General features: G+C 66.6%; 20 protein-coding genes. 4 read left to right on the plus strand and 16 right to left on the minus strand.

Annotated features, from left to right (window positions below):
* Positions 1-8: 8 nt before the first annotated feature.
* From CBY09_RS08765 to CBY09_RS08800, 8 genes are all read right to left on the minus strand, one after another.
* On the minus strand, positions 9-869 hold the full coding sequence (locus CBY09_RS08765; RefSeq protein WP_094288545.1) for a LytR/AlgR family response regulator transcription factor: 861 nt from the start codon (positions 867-869) through the stop codon (positions 9-11).
* Complete coding sequence (locus CBY09_RS08770) at positions 866-1,954, minus strand: sensor histidine kinase (RefSeq protein ID WP_094288547.1); 1,089 nt, start codon at positions 1,952-1,954, stop codon at positions 866-868. The genes CBY09_RS08765 and CBY09_RS08770 overlap by 4 nt, the downstream gene beginning before the upstream one ends.
* Positions 1,951-2,247 carry a 2TM domain-containing protein gene (locus CBY09_RS08775; protein ID WP_094288549.1) on the minus strand — a complete coding sequence of 99 codons (297 nt, stop codon included), beginning with the start codon at positions 2,245-2,247 and terminating at the stop codon, positions 1,951-1,953. Before CBY09_RS08775 ends, CBY09_RS08770 begins: the two co-directional genes overlap by 4 nt.
* A 102-nt stretch (positions 2,248-2,349) precedes the next feature.
* A complete protein-coding gene (locus tag CBY09_RS08780; protein ID WP_240515648.1) occupies positions 2,350-3,420 on the minus strand; it encodes an alpha/beta hydrolase in 1,071 nt (356 codons plus the stop codon).
* 37 nt (positions 3,421-3,457) lie between these two features.
* Positions 3,458-4,504 carry an alpha/beta hydrolase family protein gene (locus CBY09_RS08785; protein ID WP_094288551.1) on the minus strand — a complete coding sequence of 349 codons (1,047 nt, stop codon included), beginning with the start codon at positions 4,502-4,504 and terminating at the stop codon, positions 3,458-3,460.
* 24 nt (positions 4,505-4,528) lie between these two features.
* Positions 4,529-4,822 carry a 2TM domain-containing protein gene (locus tag CBY09_RS08790; RefSeq protein ID WP_094288553.1) on the minus strand — a complete coding sequence of 98 codons (294 nt, stop codon included), beginning with the start codon at positions 4,820-4,822 and terminating at the stop codon, positions 4,529-4,531.
* Positions 4,823-4,867: 45 nt separating this feature from the next.
* Positions 4,868-5,449, minus strand: a complete 582-nt coding sequence (locus CBY09_RS08795; protein WP_094288555.1) for a DUF6622 family protein — start codon at positions 5,447-5,449, stop codon at positions 4,868-4,870.
* Positions 5,450-5,493: 44 nt separating this feature from the next.
* Positions 5,494-5,904 carry a DUF2306 domain-containing protein gene (locus tag CBY09_RS08800; RefSeq protein WP_094288558.1) on the minus strand — a complete coding sequence of 137 codons (411 nt, stop codon included), beginning with the start codon at positions 5,902-5,904 and terminating at the stop codon, positions 5,494-5,496.
* Between the two features lie 230 nt (positions 5,905-6,134).
* Here CBY09_RS08800 and CBY09_RS08805 point away from each other — a divergent pair, with 230 nt between their 5' ends.
* From CBY09_RS08805 to CBY09_RS08815, 3 genes are all read left to right on the plus strand, one after another.
* Positions 6,135-6,959 (plus strand): undecaprenyl-diphosphate phosphatase, encoded by an 825-nt coding sequence (locus tag CBY09_RS08805; RefSeq protein ID WP_094288619.1) that lies wholly within the window; start codon positions 6,135-6,137, stop codon positions 6,957-6,959.
* A gap of 10 nt (positions 6,960-6,969) precedes the next feature.
* The gene (locus tag CBY09_RS08810) at positions 6,970-7,818 is read left to right on the plus strand and encodes a MipA/OmpV family protein (RefSeq protein ID WP_094288560.1); all 849 of its coding nucleotides are present in this window, start codon (positions 6,970-6,972) and stop codon (positions 7,816-7,818) included.
* Positions 7,819-7,993: 175 nt separating this feature from the next.
* Positions 7,994-9,319: a diguanylate cyclase domain-containing protein gene (locus CBY09_RS08815; protein WP_094288621.1), complete on the plus strand. Its 1,326-nt coding sequence runs from the start codon at positions 7,994-7,996 to the stop codon at positions 9,317-9,319.
* A gap of 40 nt (positions 9,320-9,359) precedes the next feature.
* Here the strand turns inward: CBY09_RS08815 and CBY09_RS08820 are convergent, their stop codons facing one another.
* The 8 genes from CBY09_RS08820 to mutS all read right to left on the minus strand — a co-directional run bounded on the left by CBY09_RS08820 (position 9,360) and on the right by mutS (position 21,577).
* The gene (locus tag CBY09_RS08820; protein ID WP_094288562.1) at positions 9,360-10,856 is read right to left on the minus strand and encodes an FAD-binding oxidoreductase; all 1,497 of its coding nucleotides are present in this window, start codon (positions 10,854-10,856) and stop codon (positions 9,360-9,362) included.
* A gap of 138 nt (positions 10,857-10,994) precedes the next feature.
* Positions 10,995-12,782 (minus strand): diguanylate cyclase, encoded by a 1,788-nt coding sequence (locus CBY09_RS08825; RefSeq protein WP_094288564.1) that lies wholly within the window; start codon positions 12,780-12,782, stop codon positions 10,995-10,997.
* Positions 12,779-14,560 (minus strand): diguanylate cyclase, encoded by a 1,782-nt coding sequence (locus CBY09_RS08830; protein WP_240515649.1) that lies wholly within the window; start codon positions 14,558-14,560, stop codon positions 12,779-12,781. Before CBY09_RS08830 ends, CBY09_RS08825 begins: the two co-directional genes overlap by 4 nt.
* Positions 14,561-14,580: 20 nt before the next feature.
* Positions 14,581-16,053 carry an oxygenase MpaB family protein gene (locus CBY09_RS08835; RefSeq protein ID WP_094288566.1) on the minus strand — a complete coding sequence of 491 codons (1,473 nt, stop codon included), beginning with the start codon at positions 16,051-16,053 and terminating at the stop codon, positions 14,581-14,583.
* Positions 16,050-16,871: a carotenoid biosynthesis protein gene (locus CBY09_RS08840; protein ID WP_094288568.1), complete on the minus strand. Its 822-nt coding sequence runs from the start codon at positions 16,869-16,871 to the stop codon at positions 16,050-16,052. The genes CBY09_RS08835 and CBY09_RS08840 overlap by 4 nt, the downstream gene beginning before the upstream one ends.
* Positions 16,872-17,035: 164 nt before the next feature.
* Positions 17,036-17,851, minus strand: a complete 816-nt coding sequence (locus CBY09_RS08845) for an alpha/beta fold hydrolase (RefSeq protein WP_094288570.1) — start codon at positions 17,849-17,851, stop codon at positions 17,036-17,038.
* 49 nt (positions 17,852-17,900) lie between these two features.
* Entirely contained in the window at positions 17,901-18,728 is an 828-nt protein-coding gene (locus CBY09_RS08850; RefSeq protein WP_094288572.1) for a proteasome-type protease, read from the minus strand.
* 230 nt (positions 18,729-18,958) lie between these two features.
* Positions 18,959-21,577: a DNA mismatch repair protein MutS gene (gene mutS, locus CBY09_RS08855; protein ID WP_094288574.1), complete on the minus strand. Its 2,619-nt coding sequence runs from the start codon at positions 21,575-21,577 to the stop codon at positions 18,959-18,961.
* Between the two features lie 201 nt (positions 21,578-21,778).
* Here mutS and CBY09_RS08860 point away from each other — a divergent pair.
* Positions 21,779-23,106 (plus strand): PAS domain-containing protein (locus tag CBY09_RS08860; protein ID WP_240515650.1); only part of this gene is annotated, 1,328 nt, incomplete at its 3' end.

Genomic DNA, 23,106 nt, shown 5'->3' on the forward strand with positions numbered 1-23,106 from the left:
AGCCGCAGCTACATCGCCTTGAACAGGTGCGCGTAGAGGCGGCTCACCGGCAGCCGCTCGGGCCGCCCGCGCAGGGTGATGTGCTGCTTGCCCGCTTCATCGCGCGTGACGGTGGCGATGTGGGTGGCGCGCACCAGGGTGCTGCGGTGCACCTGCCAGAACTCCTGCGGGTCCAGCTGCTCGATCAGCTCCTTGAGGGCGGTGCGGATCAGGTACTCGCGCTCGGTGGTCAGCACCCGCACGTACTTGTCGGCGGCTTCGAAATAGACCACCTCGGCCACCGGCACCATGTGGATCTGTGAGCCATGGCTGGCCTGGATCACGCTCAGCCGGGCGGCGGGTTGTGCAGGCTGCGAAGGTGGTGGCGGTGGGGTTGCACCCACGCCCGGCGCCTGCAGCAGCGCACGCAGCTGGGCCATGGTGGCCTCCAGCCCGGGAGGCGTCATGGCCGCTGCCGGGGCTGCGCTGGCGTGGCGCTGTGCCAGAAGGTCCTGTACCTTGGCCACGGTGCGCGCCAGGCGGCGGGCCTCGATGGGTTTGAGCAGATAGTCCACCGCCTGGGCATCGAAGGCCTGCACGGCGTACTGGTCGTAGGCCGTGGCAAACACCAGGGCCGGGAAGGGCGCGTCGGCAGGCCAGGCGTCGGCCAGTTCCACGGCGGCGTCCAGCCCGGTCTGGCCGGGCATGCGGATGTCGAAGAACAGCACATCAGGCCGCAGCGCCAGCGCCTGCTGCACGGCCGAGAGCCCGTCGCCCACGGTGGCCACCACCTCCAGCGCGGGCCAGGCGCGGGCCAGCTCCTGGCGCAGGGCGGCGGCCAGCAGGGGTTCGTCTTCGGCAATCAGGGCACGGGGGGCGGGCGGATTCATGGTGTGGGCGAAAATTTCAAGGGAAAAGTGACGTTTGCGCGCGTTCCACCTGTGTTTTCAGCTATCAATTCAAGAGTGCCTGCGTTGCCGTGCAAGGTGGCCAGCCGCTCGCGGGCCTGGGCCAGGCCAAAGCTCTGGCCGGGGCCGGGTGGGGGCATCTGCTCGGGCAGGCCCACGCCGGTGTCGATCACTTCCAGCACCAGCTGGGGGCCGCTGTCGCCAGGTCGCGTGCTGGCGCGCACGGTGATGTGGCCGCCCTCCACCTGGGGCTCCAGCCCGTGGCGGATCGCGTTTTCGACCAGGGGCTGCAGCAGCAGCGGGGGCACGGGCACGCTGCGCAGGGCATCGGGCAGGTCCAGCGTGTAGGCCAGGCGCGGGCCCATGCGCACCGCCATCAGCTCCAGGTAGTCGCGCAGGCGGTCAAACTCGTTCTCCAGCGGGTGCTGGGTGCTGCGCGACGCGCTGAGCGTGGCACGCAGGTAGGCAATCATGCGGTCCAGCATCTCCTGCGCGCGGGCGGGGTCGGTGCCGATCAGCACCCGCAGGTTGGCCAGGGTGTTGAACAGCATGTGGGGTTCGAGCTGGGTTTCCAGCAGTTTCAGGCGTGCCTCGGTGGCGTGCATGCGCGCCTCGGCCATCTTGTCTTCCAGGTACGCCGATTTGTGGATGGCGTAGAAGTAGTAGCTGCCCACCAGCCCGGCAATGGCCGTGATGAGGATGGAGGTGCGCTGGTCGGCACCGGACAGCGATGCACCCGCCGGGTAGAAGTGGAAGTAGTAGACGCACAGTGCATCGGCCAGCAGCGTGCCCGCCACATAGCCGATGACGATGCCCGCTGCCACCAGTGCGATGCCCTGCCAGCCCTGCGGCCAGCCTGTCTCGGCGGCTGACGGGATCAGCTCGCGGCCCAGGTCGATGATGGCCCAGGTGAAGGTGCCGATCAGCACCGAGTACACCACCGGCGGCCCGTAGGGTTTGTCGGGCATGAAGGCGTACTGGAGGGTGGCAACCACCAGCGTGAAGGCGACCACCTGCAGGTAGTGCCGCAGCTTGCTGACGCCACTGAAATCGCGGCGCAGCGTCATGGCCGGTTCTGGCGCCGCTGCAGGGCTTCGCGTTCGCGCTGCACCATGCGCTCGCGCAGGCCGCCGCCGGTGCCCAGCAAAAACACCGAGATGCCATGCAGCACAAGCCCCAGCCCCCAGCCCAGCAGCGGGTACACCGACCAGGGGCGGCTGCCAAACGCATAGCGCGACATGGCAAAAATCACGGCGTTGACCAGCACGAAGGCCACCGCATGCACATACCAGCCCAGCTTGGCGTTGGCGCGGCGACGGGCCAGCGCGTCCAGTTCTTCGGGGCTCAGAGGGGATTGCATGGTGATGGAGACGGTGGTCGCTTGGAGGGCGGGGAAGGGCGGATTGGGCTGTCAGGATTCTAGGGGGGCGTGCTGCGGCGTCCAGAGGCGTGCAGCAGCGTGTTATGCAGGGCAGGCCTGCCGCGCCACCGTGGCCACGGCCTGCGCATCCAGCGTCAGCCCCATGTGGTTCACGCCGGGGACCAGGGTGACGGGCACGGGCTTGCCTGCCTGGGCAAACAGGTCGGCAAAGCGGTCGGCGTGGAAGAGTTCGTCGTCTGTCCCGGCCACGATGCAGATGGTGCCCCGGGCATTTCGGATGTCGGCCTGGTAGTCGTTGTGGGGGCGAAAGTTGGTGGCCACCGTGTATGAATAGCGGGGCGTGAGCAGTTCGCGGGCTACGCCGTTCAGGGCGAAGCTCAGCACGGGCAGGTGGTTCCACCGGGTGATGCCGAACTGGTTGATCAGCGTGACGGCAATCATGCGCGGCAGGCCCACCGAGACCCAGCCGCCGCTGTCCGGCCGCGACGTAGGCGCGTTGTGGTGCAGGAAAGGCGACAGCAGCACATAGCGGTCAAACAGGCCCTGCCGCGCGCTGCCCGCAAAACGCAGCGCAAAACCGCCGCCTGCCGAGAAGCCCATCAGCGTTTGCGGGCCCGCGTGGGGCACGGCGCGCAAAAAGTCCTCGATGTCGTCTTCCATCTGACCGATATAGGCGGCCTGGCCCCGGGGGCCGGAGGCACCGTGCCCCCGCATGTCCAGGGAGGCCACGGCGTAGCCCGCTGCCGCCAGCGCCTGTGCCAGCACATGGTTGGACTGCCCGCGCGCGGAAGACCCGTGCACCAGCACCACCCGGCGCTGGGGAGCGCTTGCCGAGGCATCCGTGCCCCCTGTGCCCCCCGTGCTCCCTGTGGGGCTGTAGCCGTGCCAGGCCAGCGATGTGCCATCGCGCGCCGTGTAGCGCTGGGCCGGGGGCACATTGCTGTAGTCCACGTCCTTGAACGGGTTGTTGATGCTGGCCAGCGGCGGAATGTCTTTGGGGCCGCCCCAGGCAATGGCAGCGGCAAGCCCTGCGATGGCGGCGGTCAGGAGGAGGGCTGCGATCAACATGGTGTAACGGCGGCGGGGCTGGGGTGTGCGGGTGGGTGTCATGGAGGCGGGCAGGCCGGGGTGACCGTGGAAGTTCGGGAGCATACGGTGGATGGTGGCCAGGGCGCCACCCGCTGGAGGCTCAGCGATGGGGCGCTGGCATTGGCAGCAGGTGCTGCGCCAGGAAGGCCACGATGCGTGCGTCCACCTCCGGCATCTGGCTGCGGTCGAAACCGGGCGGGTCACCCAGCAGCTCCGTCTCCAGGCGGCCCAGCACATGGCTGGGTGGGGGCGGAGACAGGAGCATGCCGTGGCCGGCCTGGGGCAGATCGGCCACCACGGTGCAGGTCTGGCAGGCTTGCAGCACCTTGTCGCTGTGAAAGCGCGGCACCAGCCAGCGGTCCTGGCCCGCTGTCACCAGGCCGAGCGGGACCCTGGGGCGGGCCAGCGACGGAAAGTCGAAATCGGCCGCCGCAGGCACCCCCGCCACGATGGCGTGGATCCGGGGCTCATCGTGTGTTTGCCAGGTGGCGTCGTCAAAGCGCTGGCGGATCACCCCCAGGGCCACGGCTTTCTTGAGGCCATCCAGAAAATTGCCCCGCAGCTGCGTGATGAGGCCGACGCAGGAGGAAAAATCCTCTGCGATGTGGGCTTCGCAGTGCTGCTTGAACAGCGCAGGAGACCAGCGCCCGCCAGCCAGGCTCAGGGCGGTGTGGCCCCCTGCCGACATCCCGTACATGCCGACCTTGTCCAGTTGCAGCAGGGGGGCGAGCTGGGCGTCCTGGGCCACGGCGTCGATGGCGCGGGACACCTCCGCAGGGCGCCGTTTCCAGCTTTCGGGGCCGGGGGTGGAGGGGTTTCTGGCGTTGTCGCCCGCGTGTTCCGGCATGGCCACCACAAAGCCTGCGGACACCAGCGCGCGGGCCAGGTCCGAATGCACCCAGGGGTTGCCGCCTGACCCGTGCGAAATGACCACTAGGCGGCCGTTGCCCCGCATGGGCGCACCCTGGGGCGCAAGCGCCATGTGGAAGGGGCCACGCTGCACTGGCTGGTCTGCCGCGCTGCTGGGGTAGAACACGGTGACGGGGCCGTCGCCCTCCAGGCCGGGCACTTCTTTCAAACCGGTGCCCGCCTGGCTGGCGGTATGGAGGCATGCCGCGATGAGGGCGGCGATCCAGCGGCTTTTCATGGGGGCTCCTCGGGGTGTTGGGGCTCAGGAACGGGTGCCTTGGCGGGCCATGCGGTCGCGCTCGGCCTGCACCATGCGTTCATGCAGGTTGCTGCCGCCCGCCAAGAAAAACACCACCACACCGTGGATGGCCAGGCCGATGCCCCAGCCGACGGCCGGAAACACTGCCCAGTGGCGTCCGCTGCTGGCAGACAGCACGACCAGCAGCAGGTTGACGGCCAGGTACGCCCCGGCATGGGCATACCAGCCCAGCTTGGCGCCTGCGCGCTTGCGGGCCAGGCGCTCTGTGGGGTCGGAGATCAGGGAATGGTGTTGCATGGCAGACGCCTCGGTAATGGTTGGAGACGGACAGGGCGCCAAGGCTCAGGCCGAGGCGGACGATGCGGTTGGTGTGGCGGCAAAGGCGGCACTGCGCCGCACCAGGCGCCACAGGCGCAGGGCGCGGGCGGCAAACAGGCCGTTGAAGACGCCGTACAGCAGGGCGATCTGCAAGGCAAAGCTGCTGTCGCGGGCCAGCGCGGGCTGCAGGGCCAGTTCCACGCCGACGAAGTACTTGGTCAGGAAGATGCCCAGGATCAGTCCCAGGGGCATGGCGCTGCCCGGGATGTAGAAGCTGCGCGAGGTGGCGGCATACAGCGTGCCGCTGGGCGCCGCAGGCTGCAGCCACAGGGCCAACCCCGCGATGGCGCAAGCTGCCACCAGCCAGGCACCCACCGAAGTGCCGACCTGGCCTGCGCTGCCGAAAGCCGATACCAGACCGTACACCGACAGGCCCGTCATGGCCAGGGGCATGACCGTGGCCCGTGCCAGGCTGACATTGCGGCCCACCAGCTGGCTGGCGCCCAGGGCGATCAGGCCGGCAAGCAGGGCCCAGACCCAGTACGGGGTGTTCTGAATGATGGCGCCCAGCATCTGGGGTTGTTGGATGAGCAGGTTGGCGAGCATGGTGGAAGTTCCTGGCTGGAGGTGGATGGAGGAGGGGGGGGTATTCAGATCAGGCCCAGTGCGGACCAGACCGTGTGGCCCAGGAAGCGGTCGGGCAGCAATGTGAAGGCTCCGGCCCCCAGGCAGGCGCCGATGTAGATCCGTTGCATCATCTTGCGGTGGCCCACGATGTTGCGGCGCGCCAGGTAGACGAAGGCCATCACCAGCATGCCCAGCGTCACCGGAATGAACAGGTGGATCAGGCCAAAACTGCCCCAGCGTGGGCCGGGGCCGCCGGTGATGAAGATGGCAGACACGGCGGTGGCCACCATCAGGGTGACCCAGGCATACCCGGCCGCACGGTGCAGGCGGGGGCGCTGCGTGGCGCCCTGGCGGGCCCACAGGGCAATCGGGCCGATGGCCACGGCGGCCAGTGCGGCGGCGAGGTGGATGGCGATGACGGGTGTGATCTGCATGGTGGGGCTCCTGGCGCGTTCGATGGAGTGGACTGTGCCGGGAGCCCCCAGAGGCAGCCAGTGCCTTGCGACGAAATGCAGCCTTCGGGCCGTGGAATGCACGGGCGTGGCGTGAGTTGCGGGCCGTTTTCTGCGCTGAATGTGGCCCGCACCGGCGGCAGGCGGGCTCCGCCGCCCGTAGCGCCAGCACGCCCGGCGGATAATCCTGCTCCTATTTGCAAGGAGTGCGCGTGGACGTTGTATTGCTGGTGAAGGCCGCCATCATGGGGGTCGTCGAAGGGCTGACCGAGTTTTTGCCGATCTCTTCTACCGGGCATCTGATCCTGGCGGGGTCGCTGCTGGGGTTTGACGACGCCAAGGCCAAGGTGTTTGACATTGCGATCCAGACCGGCGCCATCTTTGCGGTGATCCTGGTGTACTGGCAGAAGATCCGCTCCACCCTCGTGGCCCTGCCCACTGAGCGCCAGGCGCAGCGGTTTGCGCTCAACGTGTTCATCGGTTTCCTGCCCGCCGTGGTGCTGGGCCTGCTATTGGGCAAGGCGATCAAGGCGCATCTTTTCACGCCGGTGGTGGTGGCCAGCACTTTCATCATCGGGGGCTTCATCATCCTGTGGGCCGAGCGCCGTCCGGCCTCTGCCACGCGCGTGCACAGCGTGGACGCGATGACGCCGCTGGATGCTCTCAAGGTGGGCCTGGTGCAGTGCCTGGCCATGATTCCCGGCACCAGCCGCAGCGGCTCCACCATCATCGGCGGCATGCTGCTGGGCCTTTCGCGCCAGGCGGCCACCGATTTTTCGTTCTTTCTGGCCATCCCCACGCTCATTGGCGCGGGTGTGTACAGCCTGTACAAGGAGCGGGCGCTGCTGTCCATGGCAGACCTGCCCATGTTCCTCACAGGGTTGGTCTTTTCCTTCCTCAGCGCCTGGCTGTGTGTGCGCTGGTTGTTGCGCTACATCAGCACCCACAGCTTCGTGCCCTTTGCCTATTACCGCATCGTGTTCGGGGTCGTTGTTTTGGTGACCGCGTGGACTGGCTGGGTTCAGTGGGCGGACTGATAATCCGTTCATGCGCAGCTCTACCGGATTGATTTTTTTACGTTCTGGCGTTCTGGCTCTGGTGTCGGGGTGGGCCCTGCTGCCCGCCTGGGCGCAAGACGCTGCGGCCCCGGACGAGCCCGCCGGGCCCAAGCTCCACTACGCCCTGGGGGCCATTGCCAGCAACGGCCCGGACTATGCAGGCGGTGATGGCCGCAAGAGCAGCCTGCGGCCCGCCTGGGCGGTTGAATATGGGCGCTTTCGCCTGAGCACTTCTCGCGGCAGCGCCTTCATGGGGCATGGCTTGGGGACTCCGCGCGAGTCGGGCGCCAGTGCCACCCTGGCACAAAGCGACCGTTTCAGCCTGAGCGCGGCCTTGCGCATCGACAAGGGCCGCGACGGCTCTGACGCCCCCATCCTGGTGGGCTTGCCGTCGGTGCGCTCCACGCTGCGCGCGCGGCTGAGCGCAGGGTATGCCATCACCGATCGCTGGTCGGTGGGCGCAGGGGTGTCGCAGGACATTCTGGGCCGCGATGGCGGCGCCCAGCTGTCCACCAGTGTGGGCTACACCTGGCCCCTCACCGAACAGACCAAGGTCACCATTGGCGCGGGGGCCAGTTTTGGCGATCGCGCTTACCTGCGGGGGCACTTTGGCGTGCCGGCGGGTGGCGCTAGCCCGCTGCCTGCGTTCGATCCGCGTGCGGGCCTCTACAGCGTGGATGGCGGGGTGGAGGTGATGTCGGCCATCAACCGCCACTGGGTGATCCTGGGTTCGGCCCGGGTGTCGCAGCTTCGTGGCGATGCGCGCCGCAGCCCCCTCACCGTGGAGCCGGTGGGTTACTCTGTGTCGGTGGGGCTGGCCTACCGCTGCTGCCGCTGAGGAACGACAAAGCCCGCCGGTCCATGGGGGGCGGGCGTAACTGTTACCGAAAGTGATAAGCTGCGGCAACCCCACTGCCGCGCGTTGCAGGCCGCTGTCGGTGCCCCGGTGGCTGCGGGCCACACGGGGCTGTAGTCTTCCTGTTGATGACCATGCCCCGATGGGCTTTCTCCGCATGATGCAAGACGAGCCAGAGTTGTCACTGCCTTCCGCTGCTGCGCGGAAGGAAACTTGGTCCAAGGCGGAGTTGCTGGACCTGATCTCCCGCAGTGCGGGTGCGACCATGGCGGTCATCGATCGCAGCCTGGTCATGATCTACGTCAACGAGGAATACGCACGCTGGTTTGGCACCGCGCCCGATCGCCTGGTGGGTAAAACGCTGGTGGATGTGTATGGCGAGCAGGACTGCGCCCGCTTCATGCCCTTTGTAGAGCGCGTGCTGCGGGGCGAACGGGTGCAGTACCAGCGCATGCTGCGCACACCTTATGGTTTTGACGAATGGCGCACCATCTGCCTCACACCGTGGCACAACAGCCAGGGCGCCATCGATGGCTTCATCACCACGGCGCTGGATGTGCACGAGCTGCAGGTGACCATGAATGCGCTGCGTGCCGCCAACCAGCGGCTGTCCTCCCACATGGAAAACAGCCCGCTGGCGGTGCTGGAGATGGACCACAAGCTGCAATTGCTGCACTGCTCGCAGCGGGCGGTGCAGCTCATGGGTTGGCTGCATGTAGCGGGGCTGGAGGGGCGGCTGCTGACCGACCTGCTTGACCCCGCTTCCATGGACGACAGCCTGCAGCTGGCCTTGTCGCGCCTGCAGTCGGGTGAAGAATCGCAGAACCGCGCCGAGACCAGCTTTGTGCGCGGCGATGGCACCGAGGTGCATTGCGAGTGGTTCAACTCTGCGCTGACCGACGAAGACGGCCAGGTCACCTCCATCATGGCCCTGGTGCAGGATGTATCGGCCAAGATCCAGATTGCGCGCCAGCAGCATTACCTGGCCAACCACGATTCACTCACGGGTTTGCTCAACCGAGCGGCGTTTCAGGGGCGCCTGGAGCAGTCTCTGCTGCAGGCCCGCCGCAGCGCGGGGGCGGTTGCGCTGTTGTTCATTGACCTGGATGGCTTCAAGCGCGTGAACGATGCCGAAGGCCATCGCGCGGGGGATGAGGTGCTGCGCATCGTGGCCCAGCGCATCGCCAGCACGGTGCGGGTGGGCGACACCCTGGCGCGCCTCGGGGGCGATGAGTTCCTGGTCATGCTGGACCAGGAGGTCACGCGCGACGTGACCGACACCATCGGCCACCGCATCATCGAGGCCCTGCACCTGCCCATGGCGGTGGATGGACGCGATTTGTCCATTGGTGCCAGCATTGGCGTGGCGATGTACCCCCCGATGGAGGGCGACATCGATGCCCTCATGAACCGCGCGGACCAGGCCATGTATGCGGCCAAGCGCGCGGGCAAGGGGCGGCTGCATTACGCCCAGGTCGCTTGATCAAGCAAGGGCGGTGGCGAGGCTCGCCCCGCGCCTTTCTTCAGCCCTGTGGCAGCCGAATGCTCTGCTGGAAGTGGAAGAAGTTGGTGGGGTCGTACCGGGCTTTGACCTGCTGCAGTTGCGGGTAGGCGGGCCCCCAGTAGGCGTTCGCAAAATCCGGCAGGCGTGCGTCCGGGTAGTTCTGGTAGACATGCCCGTTCAGGAAGGGCTTCACCAGCTGCATGAATCCGTCCAGCCAGGCCTCCATCTGGGTGCGCTCCGCAGGGTTACGCCAGAACACATCCACCACCAGGTCGGCATCCACATGGCGATGGATGAAGGCGCTGTCGGCCACCGGGTAGCGATTGATGGCGCCCCCATAGGGCTCCAGGTAGGCCAAGGACCAGGGGTTGGGAGAGGTTTTGAAGTAGTCGATGATGCGCTGCCAGTCGGCGGGCGACAGCGGGGTGTTGATGTAGCCGCTGGCCTTGGTTTCGGCAATGCCATCCGGGAGATTGTCGGGCAGGGTGTAGGGGTGGTCCTCCAGCCAGATGTTCATTTCGGGGTAGGTGCCGGTCTTGTCCACCAGCAGCTGGGCGCTGGGGATGGCCAGCAGCGGCGCAATGGCCTGCAGGCCAGCTTCGCGGGTGCCGCAGAACATGCCCTGCACCATGTAGACCGGCACACCTTGCTGGTAGCCCAGGTTCATCATGTAGCCCAGCGCGTCGGGGGCGCCCGTCTTCATGAAGCTCTTTTGCATCAATGTGAGCACCTGGGCGGCATGGGCCTGGTCCCAACTGATGGCCCAGGCCCACACCTGGTCGAGCCGGTGCATGCGGTAGGTCACCTGCAGAACCACCCCGAAGTTGCCGCCGGTGCCGCCCCGCAAGGCCCAGAAAAGGTCGGGGTGGTCCTGGGCACTGGCCGTGACGATGGTGCCGTTGGCCAGCGCAACGCGGAAGGACTCCACCAGGTCGCTCTGGATGCCAAAGGCCCGCGAGGTGTAGCCATAGCCCCCACCCTGCACGAACCCGCCCACACATACACTGCCGCAGGCCCCCGTGGGCACATGCCAGCCGGTGTGGTTCATCGCGCCGTTGAAATGGTCGAAGTCGGTGCCGGGCAGCACATGCACCCGTTCGCGTGCCGGGTCCAGCACCACACCCTTCATATCGCTCAGGTCCACCACCATGCCGCTGTTGACGGAATAGCCCGCCGTGCTGTGGCCGCCGCAGCGCACGGCAACCCACACCTTGTAGGCGCGTGCCACGGCCAGGCACTCCAGCACGTCGTTCTCGCAGGCGCAGTACACGATGATCTCGGGATAGGCCTGGAAGGCAGGGTTGGACTCTTGCCGGGCCTCGTTGTAGTCGGGGCTGGAGGGCAGGACGATGCGGCCCACCAGCCGGGCCTCTAGCGAAGCGATGGCGTCCCAGGCAAGCGCCGGGCCAGGCGCCGCAGCTGCCTGGAGGGCGGCAGCCTGTGGGGCCGCCAGCGAGCGGAAATGCGCAACACGCGCGTCTTTGGCAATGCGGGCAGGGCTTTTGCGATGGGCCATAGCGAACGATCCTCCGTGAAAAGACGAAGTCCCGTGTGTACTGGATAGGCGGCGGCTTGACCAGCCGGAAATGGCCCGCGTTGCTTTTTGGACCCGTGCCTGGTCTGGGCCGATGTGCGCGTGGGCGTCCCGCCGTGGTCAGGAGGACGACAGCGCCAGGTCGCCCGTGTTGCGCCGCAGGCAGAACTTGCCGCCCTGCTTGCCGCTGTACATGGCGGCGTCCGCCAGCTTGAGCAGGCCGATGGCGTCGTTGCCGTCGTGGGGGGCGATGGCATAGCCGATGGTCAGGCCCACTTCCACGCGCACGTTCTGCAGCGAGAACGGTGCGCGGAACGCATCCAGCAGCTTGTGGCCCAGCTCCTGCGCCTGCTGCAGGCTGTGCAGCTGCCCGGCCATCACCACAAATTCATCGCCACCCAGGCGCGCCACCAGGTCGCTCTGGCGCACATGGCCCTGCAGGCGCCGGGTCACGGCGATCAGCAGCTCGTCGCCCACGTCATGGCCGTGCTGGTCATTCACGGGCTTGAAGCCGTCCAGGTCCATCACATACACCGCCAGCATCCGCTCGGGGCTGCAGCGCGACAGCGCGGACGCCAGCGCAATGTTGAGCCCGCGCCGGTTGGGCAGGCCGGTCAACGGGTCGGTATGGGCCAGGGAGCGCATCACGTCGCGCTCACGGTTGGCATCCAGCGCCTCCAGCCGCAGGGCCTTGGTGCGCAGGCCCAGCACCCGCATGAAGAGCAGCATGTCCAGCGTGGCGCCGAACTGGAAGGAGTGCATGGTCCAGAAGTTCACCGGCACCTTACCGTTGATCACGCCAATGACGATGGCTGTGGCCACAAAATAGACCAGCCAGGCCAGCAGCAGGCTGGTGCCCACCCCGTCGCCCCGCATGGCACGGCGCGCAGCGCCCGGGATGCCCATCAGCGCCGGGACCAGGCCCAGGATGCTCACGATGGCCGCGATGGCACGGGTGGAGATCAGATCCAGCCCATAGGCCACGGCCAGCAGCACACACAACACGGCCCCGCCCCGCATGAAGCGCAGAAAACGGCTGTTGGACTCAGGCTCAGCCAGGGCCTGCCCGATGAAGAGGAACGAGCCACAGGTGGCAAGCAGGGCCGATATTCCCCCCATGTGGACCTCATGCCAGAGGCTGTCGCTCCAGAGGAACTGCCGGCCCACACCGAACAGGTGCATGGAGAACAGCAGGCTGCCGGAGGTGAGCAGCGTGTAGTAGATGAACAGAGGATCACGCAGGCTCAGCCACTGGCCCAGGCTGTACACCAGCAGGCACAGGGCCAGCCCGGTGAGAACACCTTGCAGCATCTGCTCGTTGACGGCCTTGCTGAGCATGGCCGCAGGCTTGTAGAAAGAGATGGGCAGGATCATCGCGCCCCGGGTCTCCACACGCACCAGCAGTTCATACGGCAGCCCGGACATCAGATTCAGCGGGATGGCGTGGGAGCGGCTTTGCAGGGGACGTTGCGTATACGGGTGCAGGCTGCCCAGGGTGGCTTGCTGGACCAGGTACCCGCCGGTCGTGAGGTAGATATCGATGTGGTTCAGGTCGGAATGGTTGATGTCCAGAATCCACTGGGCGTCAGAGGTGGATGCCACCTCGAACGGGATGCGCAGCCACACTGCGTCGGGCCGCACGCCCAGCGTGGCGCCCACGCTGGAGGGAGGGGTGAACTTGTCGGCCAGCGGCAGCACGTCCCGAACGGAAAGCTGGCGGCTGGGGTCGCTCAGCAGCTTGACGGCGGGCCAGGCGTCGATGGCGCGCTTTTCATCGCTGAGCTGCAAGGCGGGACTGCTGGCCCATGCGCCAGGGCAGGCCAGCAAGGCCCACAACAAGGCCAGCCAAAGGGTGTAGCGCAGCTGCAGCCAGGGCTGGTTCGGCATGGGGCGAAGGGCTGGTGTCATGGTGCCAGCGCCAGTTCGCCAGTGTTGCGCCGGATCGATCGCTTGCCCCCTTGCTTGCCCGCGTACATGGCGGCATCGGCCAGGCGGATCAGCCCCTGGGGATCGGCGCTGTCCAGCGGAGCCAGAGCGTAGCCGATGGTCAGGCCCACTTTCAGGCGCAGATTGCCCAGGCCAAACGGCTGGTCGAACGCCCGCAGCAGCGCACGGCCCAGATCCTCTGCCTGCTGTGGCGTTTCGAGATGGCAGGCCATGATGATGAACTCGTCCCCCCCCAGCCGTGCGACCAGGTCGGTCTGCTGGCGGACACTGGCTTGCAGCCGCTGGCCTACGGCCACCAGAAGCTCGTCGCCCACATCGTGGCCATACGAGTCGTTCACGGGCTTGAACCCGTCCAGGTCCATCAGGTACACCGCCACCAGACTGCGTTGTGAGCAGGTGGCCAGCGCAGCATGCAGTGCCTGCTGCAGGCCGCGCCGGTTATTCAGGCCCGTCAGAGGGTCGCTGTGGGCCAGTGAATGCATCAGGTCCCGCTCGTGCAGCGCCTCTTGTGCCTTGAGCCGCATGGCATTGGCACGCAGCCCCATGACCCGCAGGAAGAGCAGCATGTCAACCGTGGCGCCAAGCTGGAACGAGTGCAGCGTCCAGAAGTTGGCGGGCACCCAGCCCTGGACGAGGCACACCATGAGTGCTGCGGCCACCCCGTAGGCGATCCATGCGGCCAGCAGGGTGGCGCCGATCGGGTCCTTCTGCCGTACCCGTGCAATGGCGGCGGGCACGCTGATGATTGAGGGCAGGGGGCCCATCAGGCTCATGAAGGCAATCGCAATGGGCACACTCAGCCAGCCGAGCATGACGGCCGCGCAGACCACCGCAGTGATCGCGGCGCCAGTGCGCATGGCACGGGCGTAGCGGCTTTGCGGGTTGTCTGCCAGGGCGGCGCCCAGGAAGAGGAACGAACCCGCCAGCGCAATCAGCCCAGCGGCCAGTCCTGCATACCGGCTCATCCACAGATTGCCCGGCCATAAAAACTGATCGCCAATGCCGAAGAACTGCAGCGAAAAGCCTGCGCTGCCAAACACCACCAGCGCATAGAAGCCGAACAGCGGCTCGCGTTGCGTGACCCACTGGATCAGGCTGTACATCAGCAGGCAGAGCGCCAGCCCGTTGAGCAGACCCTGCAGCATCTGCTCGCGCAGGGCTTCGTGCATCTGATAAGGCATTTCGCCAACGGTGATGGGCAGGATCAGCGGCCCGGTGGCCTGCACCCGTATCAGCACGTCATACGCCTGCCCGGCCTGCAGGTCGAGGGCCATTGCGGGTGTGCGGCTGGACATCTGTGTCTGGCCGGGCTGGCGCGTACTGACCTGCTTGAGCACCTTGCCGTGGCCGATCAGGTAGATGTCGGCCTGCAGCGAGCTGTAGCCGATGTTGACCACCCAGGGGGTGCGCGGCGCTTCGGGCGCAATGATGGGGATGTGCAGCCACATCGCTGCCTTGTGTACGCCCAGGGAACCACCCCGCTGGGCGGGTGCCTCGAACGCCGGCAACTGGCTCAGCATGTCCTGCACCGAGAGCTGGTATGTGGGGTCTGCCTTGATTGTGATGGCCTCCCAGGCATTCACCTGGGGTCGATCCCGGGTCAGCACCAGGGGCGACGCCGCATTCGCGCCCAAGGGCAGAGCCATGGTGGCGACCAGGCACAGCAGGGTGACTGCTACGCCGCAATGCACGCGCCAATGCCGGGCCAGCATCAGAAGGGCGCAGAGCAGCGGGTACATCGGCCTGACGTAAACAATGGCTATGCGGGTTGCTGCGCCTGGGGGGCGCTTGCGGCCTGCGCCTTGCGCGCCAACCCCGGGCTCCAGCTGCCATGTGTGGTCAACCGGTCTTCGATCCGGTTGAGCCAGCCGGGGGCGTGGGGGTCGTCGCTCCAGCTGTGCACCACCTGGTCCACCTGGTTCAGCAGCTCGGTGGGCAGTTGCAGGGGGCGGGTCTGGCTCATCAGCACGCGGCTCATGAAGTGGTAGCCCAGGATGCGGGTAAGCGTCCGCACGATGGAAAAGCGTGGCAGCACCATCCGCAGCAGCGTATCAATGGCCCGCGCGATCAGCAACACTCCCCAGAACAGCAGCGCCGACGGCCAGGGCGCGCGCTGGGTCAGGCCCAGGTCGCTGGCGGTGTCGCGCCCGCACAGGTAGCGGGTCATGAGTTCGGGGAAAGGTTTCACAATGCTCCAGGGCAGTGAGTTCTCCATGGTCTGCATCAGGGCCCGGCCCAGGGCGGGGCGTGGGTCGGGCACCACGGGTTCGGCGCGGCCCCGGGCCTGCATGCGGGCCATCAACGCGTGGCCCTGGTCCATGGTGTCCACCATCAGGGCCCGGTCAATGCCCAGGATGTGGCCCACCACGTTCCAGGCATGCAGGTAGGCCTCTTCGTCGGCCGGGCGCAAACCGATCCCCAGGCGGCGCAGGCTGCGCAGAAACACGTAGCCAAAGGTAAGCAAGGTGTAGGCCAGCTCCTCCTGGTTGCAGGGCAGGCCATCGCCCTGCAGGTTCCAGCCGCGCGCGTACAGCGTCTTGAACATGGCTTGGCGCCCACCGCCGGCGGGCAGGGCTTGTGCTGCCACCTGCCCGCTGCCCCCGGCCAGCAGCTGCTTCACGGCGTCTTGCGGGCTGCCATGCAGGATCAGGTTGCGAATGGTGGCGTGGATCAGCCGCACCTTGAGCACCTGGGCCACGCCCGCGCCGCGCTGGCCCAGGCCGCCGTGCATCATCACGGGGAAGATCATCGCGGCCGTGGAGCGGATGCGGTACTCGGCGTTCTGCTCCAGCTGGCCCGAGGTGTGCAGCACGCTGGAGAGGTCGGGGATCACATAACACTCTGGCAGGCTGGCACAGAACAGCAGAATGCACGACAGCGCCCCATGCTCCATGAAGAGCTTCTCGGCGCGTTCGATCTTTTTTGCGTCGGCCCAGGGCGGCAGCACCTGGGCGGTCTGCACGTAGTGGTTCAGCGCCCGGGCCATGTCGGCGTCCACCCCGTCGCCCTGGGCGGTCCAGCCCACCAGGCTCCGGTTGTCCGTCCACTCTCCGAACAGACGGTTCACGGTGTCGATGCGTGCCCACTGCGGGGCGTCCACCGCGACATCCCCTGCGGGCCAGTCGCCCAGGATGTCGGCAATGGTCTTGTCTGCCAGCGGATCGGCGTGGTGCTGCATGCCGGCCAGTTCGGCATCCGAAATGGGGTGCGTATGCAAAGCGTTCTGGCTCATACGGGGGCCTTGGCGGGTGCGACCCAGCGCTGGTAGCCCGCCAGCGCACACAGGAGGGGGATGCCCATTGCAAAGGGTGCAATCGAGCGAATTTCGACGGGGTTGCCCAGCATCATCTGAAACACCATGTTGCTCCCATACAGTGCAAGCGGCACCAACGCATGGTGGCGCAAAAACGGGCTGCTGGGCTGCATGGCCAGTGATCGGACCGATAGGCGAAAGCCCAGAATGATCACAAAAGAGACAAACACCCAGCCAAAGAAGCCCTGCACCGTTTCGCCAAACCAGGCGCCATCGGTTTTGGTCATGATCCAGGCTTTGAGGGTGTAGACCATGTAGGGGTCGGCGCCCAGGTCAAACGCCGTGACAATCATCGCAGCCAGAAATGACAACATGACGGTATTGCCCAGCCCGCGCACGCCGTCCACCGGGCTTTGCCAGACGATCAGGTTGGCAATCACATACCCCGCATAGGTCAGCGCAAACCACATTAGCGGTATCACGATGGGCACATCGCCCAGGCGCGGGCCCAGCACATCGGTGTAGGTGTAGTGGCCAAAAAACCAGCCGCGCGACGACCCCATCTGCTCGGCAAACCAGCCAAAACTCACGGCAATCAGCACAAACTGCAGTGCGGGCCGTGCGCCCAGCAGGTGCATGGCGCTGGCCCAGCAGCAGGCAAACATCACCACCGACGCCACCACCAGGGCCATGGTCGTGTCGTTGTGGGTGCGAAACGCAAGGATGACCAGGTAAATCGCCAGGAGCAGATAGCTCAACGCGGGCAGGCGCGAGGCGAGGGAGGACTGTGCAGGCATGTCGGGTGTATCACGCTGTAACAATTCCCCCAGTGTAGGGGATTGCCCGGAGCGCCGCGCTCCCTGTTTGCCCTGATCAACGGCGGTCCCTGCGGCGCTGTTTCAGGCGCTGCACCGGGGGTTTTGGTGATATAGAGAGACCCGCTGGCGGTGGGTCCTGGGGCTCAGCCCTGGGTGAGTGAGGCCATGTTCAACAGCGCGGCCTCGATGGCCGCTGCCGTGGCCTGCGGCTGCTCCATGGGGAAAAGGTGACTGCCGTCCAGCATCATGGTGCGGCCCTCGGTGATGCGCAGCGTCATGGCCATGCCCACCTGTTTCATTTCTTCCGAGTCGCGCCCCCCGATGAAGGCGGCCGGGCACTGCAGCGGGTGGGCGCTGAGCAGGCGGCCCAGGTTGTGCGGCAGGGTGTTGTAGATGGCGGTTTCCACCGCGCGGTCAAAGCCCAGCACACGTTTGCCGTCCTGGTCCTGCAGGCCGTGGATGATGTAGTCCTGCAACACCTCGGGGTGCCAGCGCGCAAAGGCCTTCTTCTTGCGGAAGTGCTCCAGCGCCTCTTCGTTGCTGGCCCAGCTGAAGCGGCGCTGGCGGCTCACGCGGCCGGGCGATATCGAGCCCACCACCTGTGCCCGCTTGGCCACGCCGACCACGTTGGCCTTCCAGCCGCCGATCAGCGGCGAGTCAATCAGCAGCACGCCGCGCACCAGTTCGGGGTGGCGGGCGGCGGCCATCACGCTCAGGAATCCGCCCAGCGAATGTCCCACCAGAAACACCGGCTGACCCAGCCGCTGCACCTGTGCGGTGGCAAAGTCGGCCAGCTGCTGCACTAGGTGGGGCCAGTTGTTGGTCACCGGATACTGTGGGTCGTGGCCATAGCGCTCCACCGCGCTGATCTGGAATCCACGGGCCTTGAGCAGCTTGAACAGCAGGCGGTAGGTACCCGCCGGGAAGCTGTTGGCGTGAGAAAAAACGATGGGGAGCATGGGCAAAGGGCGTACCGGCAGGGCAAGGGGGCAGGGCGGCCCGAGAGGCTTAGATGAGCCGGTCGGTGTGGGTCGTGATCTTCTTGAGCGGCTTGCTGCGTGCGGGGCTCACCATGATGGGCACCTCGGTCGCACCACCGCCCCAGGCCGGGTCCTCGATGCTGTCGAACACCTGGCGCAGCTTCTGGCCCCAGCTGTCGTGCAGCATGCGGAAGTAGGGGTTGTTCTCGTCGATGCAGACCACCTTGTCGGTGGCAAACCGGTCGGCCTCGTACACCACCAGGTCCAGTGGCAGGCCCACCGACAGGTTGGATTTGAGCGTGCTGTCCATGGAGACCAGCGCGCATTTGGCGGCCTCGTCCAGGGGGGTCTCGGGCGTGAGCACGCGGTCCAGCACCGGCTTGCCGTACTTGGATTCGCCCACCTGGAAGTACGGTGTCTCCGACGTGGCTTCAATGAAATTGCCCGCCGAGTAGACCTGGAACAGGCGCATGCCCTCGCCCTTGATCTGGCCGCCAAACACCATGGACACATTGAAGTCCACGCCCGAGCGCTTGAGCGCGGCGCCATCGCGCTCGTGCACATGGCGCACGGCCGAGCCCAGCACGCGGGCCGCATCGAACATGCTCTTGGCGTTCCAGATCGTGATGGCTTCGCCAGAATCACCGTCCTTGATCTGCTCGTTCTGCAGGATCTCGCGCACGGACTGCGAGATCGATAGATTGCCCGCCGACAGCAGCACCATGAAGCGGTCGCCCGCCTTTTCATAGACCATCATCTTGCGGAACGAGCTGATCTGGTCCAGACCGGCGTTGGTGCGGGAATCGGACAGGAAAACCAGCCCGGCGTTGAGTTTGATGGCGACGCAGTACGTCATGGAGCAATGGGGTTCGTTGGATGAAGGTAACCCGCGAGTTTAGTCGCCCGCGACCCCAAGGCCCCTGGCCCCAGCCGGGTGCCCCATCGGTGCGATGGCTGCTATTGGTGCAAAAATGATAGCAATCAGCGCTGTAGAACCAACCCCTGGTACCGCTGAGGCCCGAAAACTACCCTGCACGTTGCGAGGTGTCCCGGAGGCAGCCCGCAGCGCAGCCGGGTCGTGTCGCTTCAGCCTGCCATCTTCTTGAGCTGGTACAGCGCATCCAGTGCCTCGCGCGGGCTCAGGGCATCGGGGTTGATACTGGCCAGCGCCGCCTCGACCGGGCTGGCGCCCGCGCTCTCGGGCACCTCGGGGGCGGCAAACAGGTCCACCTGCAACTCGTCTTCGCCCGCACGTTCTTCGAGCGCCGCGAGCGCGTGGCGCGCGTGGTGCAGCACCGGCGACGGCATGCCCGCTAGTTTTGCAACCTGGATCCCATAGCTGCGGCTGGCGGGGCCGGGCTGGATCTCGTGCAAGAAGACGATGTCCGCGCCGCTCTCGGTCGCGCTCACATGCATGTTGATCGCGTGGCGCGCCTTGGCGGGCAGCTCGGTCAGCTCGAAATAGTGCGTGGCAAACAGCGTGAAGGCGCGCGTCTTGTCGTGCAGGTGGGTGGCAATGCCGCTGGCCAGCGCCAGGCCGTCGAAGGTGCTGGTGCCCCGGCCGATCTCGTCCATCAGCACCAGGCTGTGCGGCGTGGCGGCGTGCAATATTTGCGCGGCCTCGGTCATCTCCAGCATGAAGGTGGACTGCGCATTGGCCAGGTCGTCGGCCGCGCCGATGCGGGTGTGGATGGCATCGATGGGCCCCAGGCGGCAGCTGGTGGCGGGCACATGGCTGCCGATGCTGGCGAGCAGCACGATCAGCGCCACCTGCCGCATGTAGGTCGATTTACCGCCCATGTTGGGGCCGGTGATGACCTGCATGCGCGTGTTGGCGTTCAGCCGCGTGTGGTTGGCGATGAAGCTGCCGCTGGATGTCTCGGCCAGGCGGGCTTCGACCACCGGGTGGCGGCCGCCTTCGATCTCGATGCAGGGCTCGGGCACAAACTGCGGCGCACACCAGTTGAGGGTGAGCGAGCGCTCGGCCAGCGTGCACAGCACATCCAGCGTGGCCAGCGCCTGCGCCAAGCGGGTGAGCGCCGGCACATGCGGCTGCAGCTGGTCCAGGATCTGCTCGTACAGCCATTTCTCGCGGGCCAGGGCGCGCTCGTTGGCGGACAGCGCCTTGTCTTCAAACGCCTTGAGTTCGGGCGTGATGAAGCGCTCGGCGTTCTTCAGCGTCTGGCGGCGGCGGTAGTCGTCGGGTACGCGGTCCAGGTTGCTGCTGGTCACCTCGATGTAGAAGCCATGCACCTTGTTGAACTGCACGCGCAGGTTGGCGATGCCGGTGCGGGCCTTTTCGCGCGTTTCCAGCTCAAGCAAGAAGGCGTCGCAGTTGGTCTGGATGGCGCGCAGTTCGTCCAGCTCGGTGTCAAAGCCCGTGGCGATCACGCCGCCGTCGCGCACCAGGGCGGCGGGCTCTTCGGCAATGGCGGCCTGCAGCAACGCCGTGCAGCCTTCGGGCGGGTGCAGGTGGCCAAAAATTTGAACCAAAAAAGGCTCTGGCGCGCGTCCATTAATCGCTAGTAGCTCTGATTTTTGTAGCGTCTTGCCCAGGCCTACCAGTTCGCGTGGGCGCACCTGGCGCAGCGCAATGCGGGCGGTGATGCGTTCCACATCGCTCACGCCCTTGAGTTCGCCGCGCAGTGTGGCCCAGGGCCCAGAGCCGCCGCCAGCACCCCCCGCTCCGCGCAGGGCTGTGGTGGCTGAGAGGCGCTGGCGTGCCTCGGCACGATCGCGGCGGGGTTCCAGCAGCCAGGTCTTGAGCAGGCGACTGCCCATGCCGGTCATGCAGGTGTCGAGCAGCGAAAACAGCGTGGGCGCATCGTCGCCGCGCAAGGTCTTCACCAGTTCCAGGTTGCGCCGCGTGGTGGCGGGCAGGTCGATGAGGTCGTCGTTGCGCTGCACCTGCACGCTGTGCACATGCGTGAGCGTGCGGCCCTGGGTATGTTCGGCGTAGGTCAGCAGCCCGGCGGCGGCGGCGTGGGCCTCGCCCAGGTCTTGTGCGCCCCAGGCCTGCAGGCTGGCGGCGCCCAGGTTTTCGAGCAGCTTGCGCTCGCCCAGGGCGCTGTCGAACTGCCAGTCGGGGCGGGGGCTCATGGGGCAGGTGAAGGCGCCGCCTTGGCGCAGCACCTGCAATTGCTGCTCGAAGCGTTCGGTTACGCCTGCGCTGTAGATCAGCTCGCTGGGGGCCACGCGCGCCAGCCAGGCGCCCAACTCGTCCAGCGCACATTCGGCCAGGAACACGCGGCCCTGCGTCACGCTGAGCCACGCCAGGCCGCAGCGCGCGCGGGGCGCCTGGTGCACGGCCATCAGCAGCGATTCGGATTTGTCGGACAGCAGCTCGGTATCGGTCAGCGTGCCGGGCGTGACCACGCGCACCACCTTGCGCTCCACCGGGCCCTTCGCCGCGCCCACCTCGCCCACCTGCTCGGCAATGGCCACCGACTCGCCTATCTTGATCAGGCGTGCCAGGTAGTTCTCCAGCGCATGGAAGGGCACGCCCGCCATCACCACCGGCTGGCCGCCCGACTGGCCGCGCTGCGTGAGCGTGATGTCGAGCAGGCGCGCAGCCTTTTCGGCGTCTTGCCAGAAGACTTCGTAGAAGTCGCCCATGCGGTAGAACAGGAGCGTTTCAGGGTACCCGGCCTTGAGGGCCAGGTACTGCTGCATCATGGGCGTGTGGTGTTCGAGCGTGTCGGACATGCAGGGGGCGGGGGGAATGAGGCGTGGACTGTAGCAGCTTGCCCATGGGGTTTCCCCTCAATGATTTGCCGCAGGTTTTGTAGCTTTGTTACGTTTTGACATACTCTTGGCTGTATGCTGGCAGCTTGGCTTTGACCGCAGGCACCTTCCGTTGCGAGGGCGCTTTTCCCAACCCCAGGATTCGAAGGTTTCAGAGCGACCGTGATTTCGTCCGAACTGTTGACCGACCTCCTCGCCCCCGTGGGCGACGGCCTCATCGAGCCCATGGCGCAGGCGCGCCTGCAGGCCCTGGTGGATGCGGTGCCGGTGGCGTTGATGGAGTTCCGGCTGCAGAACGGCCGGTTGGTGCTGCTGGCGGCCAATGCAGCCGCACGCCGTATGCCGGGGCTGGGCGCCGTGCGCGAGCCCGGTGCGGATGCCAGCGAGGTGTTCGACCTGCTGGCGAGCACCTCTTTGCTGGACCAGCTGTATGGCGTGGTGCGCGTAGGGGTGCCGCTGGAGTGCCGCCAGGTGGTGCGCGAGCCCGGGCGCTTGCTGCTGGCCTGGGATCTGTCCGCGCGCCGGGTCACCCACGATTGCATCATGGTCACGGTGCGCGACGCCTCCGAGGCCGAAACCTTGCGTGCTGCGCTGGCCGCGTCCGAGCGCTCGCTCGAAGAAGTGCGGCGTGAGCTGCGCGAGCAGACCGAAGTCTTCAACACCATGGAGAGCCTGGCCCGCACCGGCCATTGGCGCCGCATTGAAGACCCGGGCGAAACCGTGCTGCTGTGGTCGCCCGGCCTGTGCAACATCGCCGGTTTTGAACAACAGGAATGGGTGGACCCGGAGCGTGCCGTGAGCGGCATCCTGCCGGAAGACCGCCATGTGTTCGACAAGATACGCGAGCGCGGATCTGGCCTGGATGTGGAGTACCGCTGGCGCCGGCCCGACGGCGAAGTGCGCTGGATGCGCTCGCGCGTGCAGCGCACGCTGCCGCGCGATGGCGTGCAGGTGGTGATGGGCGTGGTGCAGGACGTGACGGACGAGCACCGTGCGGCCGAGCAGCTGCGCGAACAGCTGTTGTTCATCCAGCGCATTGCCAGCCGCATCCCGGGCTTCATCTACGAATACCGCCTGCATTCCGATGGCAGCACCAGCGTGCAGTACATCAGCGATGCGGTGCGCGAGTTCATGGGTGTCGAGCCCCACGAGGTGACCACCGACCACGGCGTGCTCATGCACCGGGTAGTGCCTGAAGACCTGCCGCAGGTGCAGCGCTCGGCCATGATGTCGGTGCGCAAGCTCGTGCCCTGGCAGTGCGAGTACCGCGTGCGCATGAACGATGGCAGCGTGCGCTGGCACATGACCAACGCGGTGCCCCACCGCGAAGCCGATGGCTCGGTGGTGTCGCATGGTTTCACCATGGACATCACCGACCGCAAGCTGGCAGAGCAGGAAATCGAGCGCCTGGCCTTCTACGACGCGCTCACCGGCCTGCCCAACCGCCGCCTGCTGCTGGACCGCCTGCAACGCTCCATCGCCGCCTGCCA

Source organism: Acidovorax kalamii, from assembly GCF_002245625.1.
Taxonomy (GTDB): domain Bacteria; phylum Pseudomonadota; class Gammaproteobacteria; order Burkholderiales; family Burkholderiaceae_C; genus Acidovorax; species Acidovorax kalamii.